This is a genomic window from Ekhidna sp. (assembly GCF_965212185.1).
Classification (GTDB): Bacteria; Bacteroidota; Bacteroidia; order Cytophagales; family Cyclobacteriaceae; genus Ekhidna.
The window spans coordinates 1558700-1572499 of record NZ_OZ243102.1 but is presented as its reverse complement, the minus strand read 5'-3'; the positions used below and the strand labels follow the sequence as shown (position 1 = coordinate 1572499).

Below are 13800 nucleotides of genomic sequence, written 5' to 3'. Positions count from 1 at the left end.
ATTGATTAGGTTTAGTTAAGTAACTTAATCCCTTAGCAAAGTGTTCTTTGAAAGTGAAATTTATTATAGATGAAAACATATCCCCTCAGGTGGCAGACATTTTCCGATCACATGGATTGCAGGCTTTTCATATCAATGAGATGAAATCTCACAAAAATCAACGAGTTGTTGATGATCAATTGAGACGACTAACCATTCAAAAAGGATACATCATCGTGACAAAAGATGATGATTTTGTCAAGAGTTACGTAAGCAGAAAGGTGCCTGAAAAATTGGTGTTTATTTACGGAATTAATGAAAAAGAACCACTCCTTGCCCGAATGCAAGAAGTGGTTCCTCAGCTCAGTGCTTTACTAGAGACTCATGATTTCATTGAGATTAAACCCAATGAAATACGACTTCCTTTTTCAAACTAAAACTCGACGATCACAAATTCTGTTCTTCTATTTTTTGCCCTTCCTTCTTTGGTGCTGTTGTCTGCAATCGGGACACTTTCTCCATACCCTTTGGCAATCAATCGTTCACGATCTATTCCAGCAAGCACCATGTATTCTACCACTGATTGTGCTCTTTTTTGTGATAAGCTTTGATTGGTAGCTTCAGCTCCCACATTGTCAGTATGCCCGCCCACTTCTATCTTCATCGTTTTATTATTCTTCATAAGTGTCACCGCCTTATTTAATTCCACATAGGAAATTGGCTTTAACTCCGCCTTTCCAACTTCAAAGAAGATATTATTCAATACCACTTTTGTTCCCTTTTTAATTGGCTCTAAGGGAATGTCATTCATTATTTCAGCGTACGTGGTGTCTTTTGGCAACTCAAAGCTTTGTGAGTAGAAAAAGAACCCTTTAGCATTCGCAGAAACACTGTAATCGCGACCAGCAGGTAATACCACAAGATATTCTCCTGTTGATTCATTGCTCTTATTCGTAGCAATCAGTTCACCTGTATTTAAGTCTTCAACCAACACTAAAGCACTGAGGGGCTGCTGATCTTCAGAGTTGGAGACGATACCTTGTACAATGATGGTTGGCTTTGGTTTTAACTCATCTGGTAATTCTGCCTTGAAAATATCAAAGTTATTTTCATCCATTCTGGAAGATGCCAGATATGCATTTCCGGAAGCCGAGATACTGAAGTTGGTATCATTCCCTTCTGAGTTTATTGGCTTCCCTAAATTCTGAGGAGTGGACCATTTCCCATTCTCAAAAACTGTGTAAAAAACATCAGCTCCTCCCATTCCAGGGTGTCCGGTTGAAGAAAAATAAAGTGTTTTACCATCTGCCGCTAGGAATGGACTGTTTTCTGTGAGTGGAGTATTAACAATGCTTCCAAGGTTTTGAGGAATACCCCAAAGCCCAAGGTGATTCTTCTCAACCATGTAAAGGTCTGAATTACCATAACCCCCAGGTCTACGTGAGGTAAATATGATTCGATTACCATCTGCATTAATGGTTGGCTGACTATCCCATTCTTTATGATTCACCACATTTCCCATGTTCTCAGGATTGCTCCAGGTATTTCCATTGAGTTGCGTGATATAGAGATCACAACTACCAATGGCACCATTTTCATCGCAACGAACAAAAACCATATTCTGACCATCACCGGTAAAGGCTGAACCAAAATCATTGGCCATCGAGTTAATTGGTTTTGGCAACAATTCCGGAGCACTCCATTGATCACCTTCCAGTTTTGAATAATAGATATCTTCTCCAAAATCAAGTTCTGCGCTATTTTCATCCTTGAAATCAAAACCACCTTTTCGCACACTTGTAAAATACAAACGCGTGCCTGTTGGGTTTACAGATGGCATGTAGTCACCCGAAACACTATTCACAGAGGCAATTGGCACAGGTTCTGAAGTGTTTGGAGGCATGGCTCTCAGTTCCTGACTGATATCTATGTAATTCAATCTGTTCATTGCCAGATGAATAAGCTTTGCAGCTTTTGGGCTCTTAGGTGCCTTTTCAAGGTATCGTTTAATGTATATACGCGCACTTCTTAAATTATCAAGTTCGATGTAAGATCTTGCGATATCATAGTAGATGCTTATGTTATAATCTGCATCTACCTTTTCAAGATTTCTATAAGCATTGATTGTTTCTTCTGTTCTATTCAAGAAATCATACGTTTTTCCTAAGTAAAACCAAGCGTCTGCATACTGAGGATTGAGCTTTATAGCCTCCTGAAACTTATCGATGGCTGTTTCATATTTTTGAAACTTGATTGCTTGCATGCCTTGGTTGTATGCTTCCCTATGGGCTTGAGAAAAACTCATAAGTGCTGCAAGCATAAAAATGACTGAATAGCTGATTCTTTTAAATTGCATGGTTGTTATCGTTAAAAATTGGACGAAATTTAGAAAAATAATGATAGAAATAAGATTCTTTCGTTATTCAACCCTATTCTATGTATAAAAATTATGCTCATGAAAAGATCAATTTTAGCCCTGGCACTTATCATCACTGGCTCAATAGCTGCATTCAGTCAAATAGGAGAACAATTTCCTGCTATGGAGGCAGAAACTTTGACCAATGAGTTTGTTGACCTTCCAAAAGATATTTTGGGTAAGTATACACTTGTTGGTATGGCCTACTCTAAAAAGGCTGAAGAATATTTAAAAGGATGGTTTGAGCCAGTTTACAATCAGTTTATTTATAAAAATCCCAACCCGGGTCCATTTGACTTCTCTTTTGATATCAATACATATTTTATTCCAATGTTCACAGGAGCAAAAAGGCCAGCCTATCAAAATGTGATGAAGAAAATGAAAAAAACCATTGACCTTAGGTTGCAACCAAACGTATTGTTTTACAAAGGAACCATCAAAGGATATAAAGAGGCACTTAATTTCGATGGTAAAGAGATTCCATACTTCTATGTTTTGGACCCAAAAGGAAAAGTGGTTTACACAACGTCCGGGAGATTTACAAAACAAAAGATGCAGGAAATTACTGATGCTGTTGAAAGTGCAATGGAGATGGAATGATATTTTTTAACATGGATTAAGAATAGAATTCAATTATGGATGCTAAAAAAATGCTTTCAAAATTTCTTATTGGGTCGTTAATCCTTATCTCATTTGCGTCATATTCTCAAGAAAATTACCTCAGAGTAGATAAAATTGAAGGAGCCACGATGATGAGTCCTTTTATCCAAAATCCCGATCAAAAAATTGAGGGTGACGCATACCTACACAATGAGTGGAAAGAAATAAAAATTGAACGAGTAGATGGTAAAAAATTGCTTGCTCCAAAAGCAAAATATCATATTGAGCAAGAGGAATTAATTGTTGAAGTAGAAGATGTTCTATATCGAATCAACAATAAAACTCAAATCAGGCACTTTCAGATCGATGATCAAACGTTCAGAGCTCTCTTTTACGAGCAGGATAACTTCGGTTTTTTTCAAGAATTGGTAGTCACTTCGAAAATAATTCTTTTGAAGAAACACATTTGTAATGTCATTAAAGGACAAGATACCAATGGTATTATGGCAGCAACCAGCGATAAGTATTCACAGCATAAGACTGAATATTATGTTCAGAAAGTTGTGGAGAACAGCGAGCCTTTACTTCTAAAGGTGAGCAGCAAAAAAATCTCTATTAAATCAGACCAATACCCGGAATTATCAGAATTTCTTGATGGAATAAAAGGAAAGTTTAAAAGTGATGCAAGTCTGGTTCAAGTCTTTCAAGACTTTTAAATGAAACAAGTGGAGCTTTTACCCCACTTGTTTTAAGTTAGATTATTGATTTAACGTATTTCCCTGAATATCTAAAAGAATTGGATCGCCCATTCCAAGTTTTCTGACTTCTTCGAGTTGAGTGGCACCATCGCCTACCACCAGATAGACCATGTTTGATTCATTCATGTAATTGGAGATGAGGCTTTTATAATCCTCCAGAGTCATAGCTGTCAATTCAGCCTGCTCTTTTTCCATGAAGTTTGCATTTTTACCGAATTTGCTGATCTCATGTAGCATTTCAAGCTTAGCGCCAAGACTTTCAAATGCTCTGGTATTGGCTTTAAGAATTTTATTCTTTGTTACTTCTACATCTTCAGCAGTGAAATTCTCAGCATAGTCTGCTAACATACTTTTCATAATTTCCAAGGATGGTAAAGTAGCATTTGCTCTCACACTCGTTCTTGCTGCAAAGGGAGATACAGCAATTCTTTGTGGTATACCGGAAGATGCTCCGTAAGTATATCCTTTTTCTATACGTAAAGTCTGAAACAATTGACCACTGGAACCTCCGCCAATCTTTTCGTTGGCATAAGTGAGTTCATTGTATTGATCATTCATACCAGACATGGCCAATTGTCCAATGTAAATGACTGATTGCTTAGCACCAGGAAAATCAATGAAATACAAATCACCAGCATTGCTAACAGAAGGCTCAGGATAGTTAACAATCTCAACGTCTACAGATTTCCATTCTAAATTAGTAAGCTCACTCACTACTTCATCTTTACTTATACTTCCAGCAACGTGAAAACTGGCAACAGAAGGAGAAAAATTGGTCACATAATAATCCTTTAAATCCTGTAGAGTGATTTTTTCAACTGATTCAAGGGTACCAAATGTTGAATAGCCCATGATGTGATTTTCACCGTATATCAATTTATTGAAGACTGTAGAGGCAACTGCCGTTGGGCTGGCTTCTCTTCCTTTTAATCTAGTTAGCATTGATTGTTTTAGTCGATCAAATTCTTTTTCATCCCATCGGGGCTCTAAAAGAACCTCTCTAACCAGGTCAAAGGTTTCGCTAAAATTTCTTGTAAGGCATGAAGCAGAAATTGTCAATTCCTCACTTCCTGCATAGACATTGATCGAAGCACCCAGAAGTCCAATAGCCTCTTCTAACTCAGCTGGGGTTTTGGTCATTGTTCCTTCGGTCATCAAGTCCGCTAATAATGCAGCAGTGCCCGACTTATCTAATGGATCATGGTAATGCCCTCCTTTAAGCACAATATCGAAATAAACGAGTGGAAGTTCGTTGTTCTCTATTCCGAAAACTTGCATACCGTTATCAAGGTATTCATCCCAAACTTCAGGAGATTTTAATAAAGGAAGCTCACCAAAATCAGGCTCTGATCGATCAAATTTAGAAGGAGTTTTTTCGTACTCTGCCACCTCACCTCGAGTAACATTTTCTGCAGCAACATTGGCTTTAATTTCTTCTACATATACTTCTGCCTTAGTTGAACCTTCAACAGCAAGGCCTAATTGCCCTGCAGGTACCACACTGGTCATAACATAGTTTTGATCTTTTATGTATTTGTTATAAACACGCATTACATCTTCCGCAGTAACTGCCTGAGTGAGCTTGGCTGTTTTTGTGATGTAGCTTGGATCCCCGCCAAATTCATTATCTGTGACCAATTGAAAGGCCTTGTTCAATACGGTGCTTATACCCTGATAAAGATTTGTTTCTAATTCAGCTTTGATGCGCTTTAAATCCTTTTCGTTAATCCCATTCTTTTCGAAACGTTGCAATCCTTCTTCTATAGCAAGTTTCACACTATCAAGGTCAGTTCCAGCATTGGCTCTCACCCGGAAGACAAATTCTCCGGCCACTTCATTGGAACTTTGATAAGTAGATACATTAGGAGCCAGTTTACTTTCATCAACGATCACCTCATATAAGGGAGCCTTTTTACTTCCAGATAATAATTGTCCCAAAACATTAAGCGCATGCATGTCGCTGTTGTAATCTTCTACCGATGGGTATACCATTCTTAGTTCTGGTAGCTTCGCAAATTCATCTTCGAAATAAAGTGATTTAGTTTCGGTTAGTGTGACTGGTTGTGGCTGAGGCTTATCTACCTCCGGTCCCTTTCTAATTTCTCCAAACCATTGTTCTACTTTTCTTTTAGTGTCTTCTGGATCAATATCTCCGGCAATTACTAATGTTGCATTGCCCGCCCCATACCATTGTTCATAAAATTCCTTTACATCGTCTAGTGTTGCGGCCTGAAGATCAGGTAACGATCCAATCACGGTCCAACTATATGGGTGACCCTGCGGATATAGATTTTTTCTAATTATTTCATCAGTATAACCATATGGTGCATTATCTACTCGCTGACGCTTTTCATTTTTCACGACCTGCTTCTCTGCTTCAAGAGCGTCCTCAGTCACAGTATTTATCATATAACCGAATCGGTCTGAGTCGATCCACAAGATTTTGTCAAATGCATCTTTAGGAACCACTTCGTAATAAATAGTACCGTCAGACCATGTGCCGCCATTTCTACTTCCTCCCCACTCAGGAATCAATTTTCTATTTGCCCCTCTTGGAACATTCTCTGAGTCATTAAATGACATGTGCTCAAAAAAGTGAGCGAAACCGGTTCTACCAGGTTTCTCACGATTTGAACCTACGTGCATAAGTGTTGCGACAGCTACGATTGGATCTGAATGATCTTCATGAAGAACTACTTCAAGTCCATTATCCAGCGTAAATTTTTCATAAGTGATTTTAAATTCCTTTTCTTCCATGGTTTCGGTTTCATCGCATCCGAGCAATATGAGAGCGATCAGTATTGAGAATAAGTGTGTGAGTTTCATGTTTTCCAAATTTTTTACCAAGATGTGATAATGCTTTTAAAATGAAAAATAAGTTTTGATGATCGGTTATAAAATAAAAACCCTGACCTGGTATTATCTAGGTCAGGGTTTGAAGTTAATTCTACTAACAACTACTCTTCAGACTCGTTCGACTCTTCCTTTTCATCAGGCTTAGGCTCTACATCATCTCCATCCTTCAGTCTTTTAGACACTGCTAAGAATGGACCGCTAATAACCTGAGTGCCCTCTTCTAGTCCAGACACAATTTCAATTCTATCGAAATCACTAATTCCTGTTTCTACCTCTGTTTTCACAGCTTTTCCTTCCGCAAATACGAAGACCACCTCTTTTACATCCTCATCGTCTGATAACTGTTGTGTAGTACTGCTATCGTTATCATCATCATTGTTTTTCTTATCTTTTTCTGACCGAGTTGTAACTGATGCAAGTGGTACGGTCAATATATCATTCTTCACCTCTGTGATTATGTCAACACTTGCTGTCATACCCGGACGGAATGGATATTTAATACCTTCTTGTTTAACAAGGTCTTGGTACGAGCTGTTAAGTATTTGAATCCGTACCTCAAATTCCGTTACAGCATCAGCTGAAATTTTATCATTAGCGGTATTTGCAATATGTGTAACAACTCCTTTGAAGGTCTTATCCATGTATGAGTAGGAATCAACGTCTATGATGGTAGTATCTCCAACGCTGATTCTAATGATATCATTCTCATTTACATCAACTTGAACCTCCATTTTAGATAGATCAGCAATGCGCATCACTTCAGTACCCTGGAATTGGGAAGTACCCAAAACCGTTTCACCAAGCTCTACCGGTAGTTTAGATACAATTCCACTCATCGGAGCAGTCAAGCTGGTCAAGCGTAGGTTTTCTCGTGCATCTGCTACCCTAGCTGCGGCACTGCTCAAAATGTATTCTGCCGCATTTACACTTTCTTTTGCTGACTCATAATCTTGCTCGGCGATTTGATAGTTAGCCTCTGCAAGCTGAAAATCTGCCTCTGAAATCACTTTCTCTTCAAACAACTTTTGCTGGCGTTTATAATCTTGTTCAGCTCTTTTAAAGTTGGCAGCAGCCCTTGCCCTAGCAGCTTTTGCTTGTGCCAAGGCCGCTTTCTGCTGATTCAATCCTGCAACCGCCTGATCTAGTGCAGACTTAAAATTGTCAGGTCGTATTCTTAGTAAAAAATCTCCTTTACTCACTGAGTCACCTTCTTCTATTTCTAGCTCGATAATTTCACCAGAAACCTCAGGACTCAATTGCACTTCCACAACTGGCTGTACCTGACCAGATGCACTGACCTTCTCGATGATGGTATTCTTCTCAGCAGTAGCTACCTCTACCTCAATTTTCTTTTTCTGACCTACCCAACCTTGAGATTTTCCAACGACAGCAAATAGTATTAATAGGACTACTACACCGCCGAGGATATATAAAACTTTATTATTCGATTTTTTCTTCTTTGCCATGATTTTCTATGTAAAAATTGGTGATCAGTTTTTAAAATGTTAAAGGAATGCCTTGGTAGAATTCAAGAACCTTCTTTCTAAATATGTAATCAAATTTTGCTCTTGAAAGATCTGTTCTTGCCTGATAAAGGTTATTTAATGCGACTTGATAATCTGTGAAGTTTGCAGCTCCATTATTGTATTGGTTTTCTACTGCCCGATACGTTTCTTCTAAAGCAGCTACTTGTCTCTGAGATGCAGTGTATGTCTTTGATGCCGCTAAAGCATTTCTATACGCAGTTTCAATGTTTTGATAAAGAATGTTCTGTTGTTCAGTCTTGTTGATCTCTGCCTGTTGCAAAGTAATCTTAGATCTTTGAATATCGGATCGAGTTCTAAATCCATTGAAAATCGGAACATTTAAACTCAATGTTAATCGCTTGCTTAAGTTGTTATCATACTGGGTAGATAATGGAACTGTAGAGCTTTCTAGGTCAACATCAAATTCTCTTTCAAAAACAGGATCTCCATTATTATCTACAAATAAAGTAGGGCTAAGTTCACCAGTTGGAGTGGCTGATACCACATTTACATTCTGAAATGCATCTGAGTAGTTAGTACTAAAGCTACCACCTAGAGAAAGAGTCGGATACATCGATCCTTTAGAAACATCAAGTCCAACTTTAGCACTTTGTACTCTAAGATCTGCACTTTTCATTTCTGGTTGATTTTCTAATGCAACATTGTAAACATCTATAATAGAACTGGTTTCAATCTCGGTCTGATCTACTTCAATATCTGGAATTACAATTTCAATTTCCTGACCTGGAGGAAGTAACATTGCTTGTTTAAGGCTAAGTAGGGACAGGTCTAAGTTATTTTGTGCATTGATTAATGCAACTTCATTTGATGCCACTTGGCTTACTAATTGCAATTCATTGGCCAATGGAAGGGATCCAGATTCAACCAATATCTTCGTTCTCTCAAGCTGCTGCTGGCTAGACTCTAACTGAAAATTAGCATTATCCAGCAACTCCTTGTTAAGAATTACATTTAAGTAAAAAAGTGAAATATTAAGAGAAATATCATTAACAGATCTTGCGAGATCATATTTTGAAGCCTCTCGATCCAATTTACTTTGCTTGATGGAATTAGTTGTCTGTAAACCATTTAGAACTGGAAGGCTTGTGCTGCCACTCACTCCATTAAAATTAATCCTTTGATCAATGAATTGGTTGGTCGTGGGGTCAATACCTCTACCCCAGTTATAACCGTAATTACCATTCAAATTAGCCGATGGATAACGTTGAGCTTGAGCCTGAAGCAAATTGATTTCTGCTCCTTCAAGATTTAACTCACTCCGTTGAACGGTTAAGTTATTTTCAACTGCGATTTCAATACATTCTTCTAAGGATAGAATACGTTTCTGCTGACTGAATACTGTTATAGTCAGCAAAGTCAGTGTTAAGATTAGTCCTGTTTTTTTCATGTTATTTATCAATGTCCGGTATATAGATGACCTTATGCACCCATTTTCTCTTCTTTAAGTATTGTAATGTTATATCGTCAATGCCTGAATCTGTCTCCAGAATCAAACATGCTAAATCATTTTTTGCTTTCCTTGAAACAGTCATCGTCGCAATGTTGCATTCATCTTGAGAGAGTACCTCCGCAAAAAATGCGATGCTGCCTTTCACATCATCTGCCTCAATTATCATGGTATGCAAGCTCGCAGTAATATTTGAATCAAATCCATTTACTTCTTTGATTCGAATGACACCACCACCCCTACTTTCTCCCAGTATCTCCACATGAGTATCGCCCCTCTTTGCCTTTACTCTCACAGAGTTGGGATGAAATGTTGATGCACTTCCAATGGACCTGAATTTATAGGATAAACCTGCCTCTTCTGTTAAGTCAAGAGCGTTCTTGATACGCTTATCATCCGTATGAAAATCCATTAGTCCTGCGATTATCGCACGATTGCTTCCATGTCCCTCATATGTTCGTGCGAATGAATTATAAAATATGATATCAGCATGATCAGGCATGCCACCAAGTATTTTATTCGTAACACGACCTATTCTCACCACGCCAGCGGTATGAGAGCTTGATGGCCCAATCATCACTGGTCCAATCATATCGAATATGCCACTACTTTCAGCCATTGAATATTATACTTATTTGACTATTTGATCCATCAAAATGTTACACTGCAACCGCTCCTTTTATATGGGGGTGCGGATCATAGTTTACTAATTCAAAATCTTCAAACTTGAAACTGAAAATATCCTTAACCTCAGGATTGATCTTCATAGTCGGCAGTGAGCGAGGTGAGCGACTCAACTGCAAATGAGCCTGCTCCATATGATTGTTATATAAATGTGCGTCACCAAAAGTGTGAACAAAGTCGCCTGGCTTCAAGTCACAAACCTGAGCGACCATCATAGTGAAAAGTGCATAAGAGGCAATATTGAAAGGCACACCAAGGAAAACATCTGCACTTCTCTGATACAACTGACAGCTCAATTTTCCATCGGCCACATAAAACTGGAATAATGTATGGCATGGCGGTAAAGCCATTTCATCTACATCTGCAACGTTCCATGCGCTTACAATATGCCTTCTACTGTTAGGGTTGGTTTTGATACCCTCTATTAGCTTTTTTATTTGATCGATTTTACGACCATCAGGCGTTTCCCAATTTCTCCATTGAACTCCATAAACAGGTCCAAGATTTCCCTCTTCATCTGCCCATTCATCCCAAATGGAAACCCCATTTTCCTTTAGATACTTTATGTTTTGATCCCCTTGAAGGAACCAAAGCAACTCATGAATTATTGATCTCAGGTGCAGTTTTTTAGTTGTTACGCATGGAAAACCCTCGCTAAGATCAAATCTCATTTGATAACCAAACACACTTTTAGTCCCGGTCCCGGTTCTGTCTCCTTTTTCAGTACCATTGTCCAGGATATGTTGCATTAGGTTCAGGTATTGTTGCATTCTGTTCGTAGTTTGGTAACAAAATTAACTTTTAAACGAACAAACACTGAACCCACGATTAGATAAATATGTCGAGCGGTTAATAACCCCAAAGGGAAAGGTGATTATGAGCAGCTTACTGGTAGCTATAACGCTAATATTGGGCTGGAATCTTCAATATGTCACATTCGACTTTGAGTTTGAAAAATTTTTCCCAAAAAATCATCCGGACAGCAGAGCATATACCAAACATGTAGGGCAATTTGGATATGACAATGACTACCTGCACATCATCATTGAAAATGACGGGTGGATATTTAATGAAGATTTCCTAAAGAAGGCACATACATTTGAAAAATCGCTCAACACAATTCCAGATGTACGAAATGTTTACTCTCCTCTTTCCTTACAGCATGTTGTAAAATCCCCAACCGGGCTTGTCATTTTTCCCCTCATGCATTCGGAGAGTCCAACCAATTATCAATTGAAACAAGATAGTCTTCGGATTTTCGGAAATCCATTTTATCGAGCGGCTTTTAGTGAGAATGGTAAGTCACTAAGTATCTATTTAAATCATGCACATTTCAATGATCAAAAAAGAAGTGAACGGTTGCTTGAATCCATAAGGCTTAAAGCTCAGATCTATGAAATCCCTAAAATCAGATTGGTTGGAAAGCTGAGTGCAGCAGGGGTTTTCATCTCATATATTCAAAACGATTTCGGGAAGTTCCTGATAGGCTCGCTTATCCTAAGTTTTTTACTGCTTTTGCTAATTTTCAAAAACCTAAAGTCAGCACTACTTCCTTTTCTTATCAGTCTTCTATCAATCGTATGGCTTTTTGGGCTGGTTGGTTTGTTAGGTTATAAAATCAACTTACTCAGTTCCTTACTACCGCCTATCCTGTTCTTTGTGTCCATGTCTGATGCTGTGCACCTTATGAATGCACTAAAAAAGACCAAAGAAAATGAGGTAAGAGAAAAACTAAAACAGGCCTTGGGAATTGTTTGGACCCCCACTCTATTAACTTCTGTGACCACCTCCATTGGTTTTTTAAGCCTTATTTGGATAAACACCGAGCCCGTTCAGTATCTCGGGTTATTTGCAGCTATTGGCATTTTAATTGCATTCATAATCACCTTCACTTTTGGAATATTGGTAGCATCCGTCACCACCTATTCTGATGACAAAAGAATGATAGAAGTACCATCCCGGTGGCTTCATACTTTGGTAGTCAAGCGAAAAATAATATGGATTGTGGCCATTATCCTTTTAGCCGTATTAATTCCAGGGATTAATCAGCTGAAAATAAACTCATTTCTATTAGATGATCTTCCAAAAGATTCTGAAGTTAGACAAGACTTTGAATACGCTGACGAGCAGCTGGGTGGTTCCAAACCCTATGAGGTGAGAGTGACTGTTTTGGATTCCAGCTATTCTATCTGGGATAAAGAGGTGATGGATCAGATTGTAGTTATCGAAGAGTATCTGCTAAATGAATATCCTATTGCAAAGGTACAATCTCCCGCAACCATCATTAAGTACTTAAATATGGTGAATCAAGGCGGCTTAAATGAAAACTTTCAATACCCAGTAAAAGTATCGCGCTACAAACAAACACTCCAATTAAAGAATCGAATTGATCCTAAACGATTAGACAAATTAGTGACTGAAGATAGTAAGGTAGGAAGGCTCATCGGTTTCTTTCCTGAATTGGGATCGTATGAAACGGACCTTCGCAATCAGAAATTATTGAAGTATTTGGATCAAAATATTGATAAAGAAATTCTCGATTATCGAATTACCGGAACCACCTATTTAATTGATAAAAGCCATGAACTTCTCTCGATAAACCTATTTAAAGGTCTTTTGACAGCCATTGGTGTGATCGGGCTGATTTTGGGGATTTATTTCAAATCCTGGAAGCTGTTGATCATTAGTCTAATTCCAAACATTATTCCACTCATTATAGTTGCTGGTATAATAGGGTGGTTAGGTATTTCATTAAAAATGACTACATCCATCATTTTTACAATGGCTTTTGGGATTGCAGTAGATGATACCATTCATATGATGAGTTATTATTTGAAGAACAAAGAAGAGGACCCTTTAAAACGAATGGAAAGTACTTTTAAACATGCCGGAAGTGCCATGCTGATAACCTCTATAATTATGAGTGCAGGATTTTCTCTCTATTTGTTTTCAAATTTTGGTGCCACGTTTTATTTAGGTTTGTTCGTAAGCCTTTCACTGTTGATTGCTCTTGTCATTGATTTAACAATACTCCCTCTCCTTTTAATAAAATTCAGGAAATATGCTTCATAAAGGAGATCCAATTCCAGATATCAAACTTCAGGATCAGGATGGTAAAGTGGTTTCACTTAACCATTTGAAAGGCACACCATTGGTGATATATTTTTATCCCAAAGACAACACAAAAGTATGCACTGCACAAGCTTGTGGATTCAGAGACAATTATGAACAATTTCAAGGGGCAGGTGCCGAAGTAATTGGGATCAGTCGAGACAGTTCTGGCTCACATAAAAAAGTACAGAATAAAAGAAAGTTACCCTTTATGCTTCTCAGTGATCCTAAAAAGAAGGCTCTTAAGGCTTTTGGAGTTCCCTCTTCCTTGTTTGGACTGATACCTGGCAGGGTCACGTTCGTAATCGATAAAGATGGAAAGATTGCCCATACTTTTAGAGCTGATTTCAATGCAGATAGCCACATCAAAGAAGCTCTAAAGGTACTCAAGGAGCTTTAACA

The 13800-nt window shown here is 38.2% G+C and carries 11 protein-coding genes; 5 read left to right on the top strand and 6 right to left on the bottom strand.

Going from position 1 to position 13800, the window contains the following annotated elements; genetic code table 11:
- Positions 1–53: 53 nt before the first annotated feature.
- Complete coding sequence (locus ACOMC3_RS06880; RefSeq protein WP_420318799.1) at positions 54–416, top strand: DUF5615 family PIN-like protein; 363 nt, start codon at positions 54–56, stop codon at positions 414–416.
- On the opposite strand, the gene ACOMC3_RS06875 is transcribed toward ACOMC3_RS06880, so the two are convergent.
- Positions 413–2335, bottom strand: coding sequence for an OmpA family protein (locus ACOMC3_RS06875; RefSeq protein WP_420318798.1), 1923 nt, complete (start codon positions 2333–2335; stop codon positions 413–415). The genes ACOMC3_RS06880 and ACOMC3_RS06875 overlap by 4 nt on opposite strands.
- 99 nt (positions 2336–2434) lie before the next feature.
- Here ACOMC3_RS06875 and ACOMC3_RS06870 point away from each other — a divergent pair, with 99 nt between their 5' ends.
- Together ACOMC3_RS06870 and ACOMC3_RS06865 are read left to right on the top strand one after the other, a co-directional pair.
- The gene (locus ACOMC3_RS06870) at positions 2435–2995 is read left to right on the top strand and encodes a hypothetical protein (protein WP_420318797.1); all 561 of its coding nucleotides are present in this window, start codon (positions 2435–2437) and stop codon (positions 2993–2995) included.
- 35 nt (positions 2996–3030) lie between these two features.
- Positions 3031–3711, top strand: a complete 681-nt coding sequence (locus tag ACOMC3_RS06865; RefSeq protein WP_420318796.1) for a hypothetical protein — start codon at positions 3031–3033, stop codon at positions 3709–3711.
- A 42-nt stretch (positions 3712–3753) separates the two neighbouring features.
- Here ACOMC3_RS06865 and ACOMC3_RS06860 read toward each other — a convergent pair whose 3' ends face one another.
- From ACOMC3_RS06860 to ACOMC3_RS06840, 5 genes are all read right to left on the bottom strand, one after another.
- The gene (locus ACOMC3_RS06860; protein ID WP_420318795.1) at positions 3754–6579 is read right to left on the bottom strand and encodes a M16 family metallopeptidase; all 2826 of its coding nucleotides are present in this window, start codon (positions 6577–6579) and stop codon (positions 3754–3756) included.
- Positions 6580–6710: 131 nt separating this feature from the next.
- The gene (locus tag ACOMC3_RS06855; RefSeq protein ID WP_420318794.1) at positions 6711–8075 is read right to left on the bottom strand and encodes an efflux RND transporter periplasmic adaptor subunit; all 1365 of its coding nucleotides are present in this window, start codon (positions 8073–8075) and stop codon (positions 6711–6713) included.
- A gap of 31 nt (positions 8076–8106) precedes the next feature.
- Positions 8107–9543 carry a TolC family protein gene (locus ACOMC3_RS06850; protein WP_420318793.1) on the bottom strand — a complete coding sequence of 479 codons (1437 nt, stop codon included), beginning with the start codon at positions 9541–9543 and terminating at the stop codon, positions 8107–8109.
- Between the two features lies 1 nt (position 9544).
- On the bottom strand, positions 9545–10222 hold the full coding sequence (sdaAB, locus tag ACOMC3_RS06845) for an L-serine ammonia-lyase, iron-sulfur-dependent subunit beta (RefSeq protein ID WP_420318792.1): 678 nt from the start codon (positions 10220–10222) through the stop codon (positions 9545–9547).
- 40 nt (positions 10223–10262) lie between these two features.
- Positions 10263–11057, bottom strand: a complete 795-nt coding sequence (locus tag ACOMC3_RS06840; protein WP_420318791.1) for a thymidylate synthase — start codon at positions 11055–11057, stop codon at positions 10263–10265.
- Between the two features lie 106 nt (positions 11058–11163).
- On the opposite strand from ACOMC3_RS06840, the gene ACOMC3_RS06835 reads away from it, so the two are divergent.
- Complete coding sequence (locus ACOMC3_RS06835; RefSeq protein WP_420318790.1) at positions 11164–13359, top strand: efflux RND transporter permease subunit; 2196 nt, start codon at positions 11164–11166, stop codon at positions 13357–13359.
- A complete protein-coding gene (locus tag ACOMC3_RS06830) occupies positions 13349–13798 on the top strand; it encodes a peroxiredoxin (RefSeq protein ID WP_420318789.1) in 450 nt (149 codons plus the stop codon). Before ACOMC3_RS06835 ends, ACOMC3_RS06830 begins: the two co-directional genes overlap by 11 nt.
- The last annotated feature ends 2 nt before the right edge of the window (positions 13799–13800 follow it).

Coding starts and splice junctions, on each gene's coding strand:
- ACOMC3_RS06855 (WP_420318794.1), bottom strand. CDS start 8,075: ATGGCAAAGAAGAAAAAATCGAATAATAAAGTTTTATATATCCTCGGC.
- ACOMC3_RS06860 (WP_420318795.1), bottom strand. CDS start 6,579: ATGAAACTCACACACTTATTCTCAATACTGATCGCTCTCATATTGCTC.
- ACOMC3_RS06850 (WP_420318793.1), bottom strand. CDS start 9,543: ATGAAAAAAACAGGACTAATCTTAACACTGACTTTGCTGACTATAACA.
- ACOMC3_RS06835 (WP_420318790.1), top strand. CDS start 11,164: ATGAGCAGCTTACTGGTAGCTATAACGCTAATATTGGGCTGGAATCTT.
- ACOMC3_RS06830 (WP_420318789.1), top strand. CDS start 13,349: ATGCTTCATAAAGGAGATCCAATTCCAGATATCAAACTTCAGGATCAG.
- ACOMC3_RS06840 (WP_420318791.1), bottom strand. CDS start 11,057: ATGCAACAATACCTGAACCTAATGCAACATATCCTGGACAATGGTACT.
- ACOMC3_RS06870 (WP_420318797.1), top strand. CDS start 2,435: ATGAAAAGATCAATTTTAGCCCTGGCACTTATCATCACTGGCTCAATA.
- sdaAB (WP_420318792.1), bottom strand. CDS start 10,222: ATGGCTGAAAGTAGTGGCATATTCGATATGATTGGACCAGTGATGATT.
- ACOMC3_RS06875 (WP_420318798.1), bottom strand. CDS start 2,335: ATGCAATTTAAAAGAATCAGCTATTCAGTCATTTTTATGCTTGCAGCA.
- ACOMC3_RS06865 (WP_420318796.1), top strand. CDS start 3,031: ATGGATGCTAAAAAAATGCTTTCAAAATTTCTTATTGGGTCGTTAATC.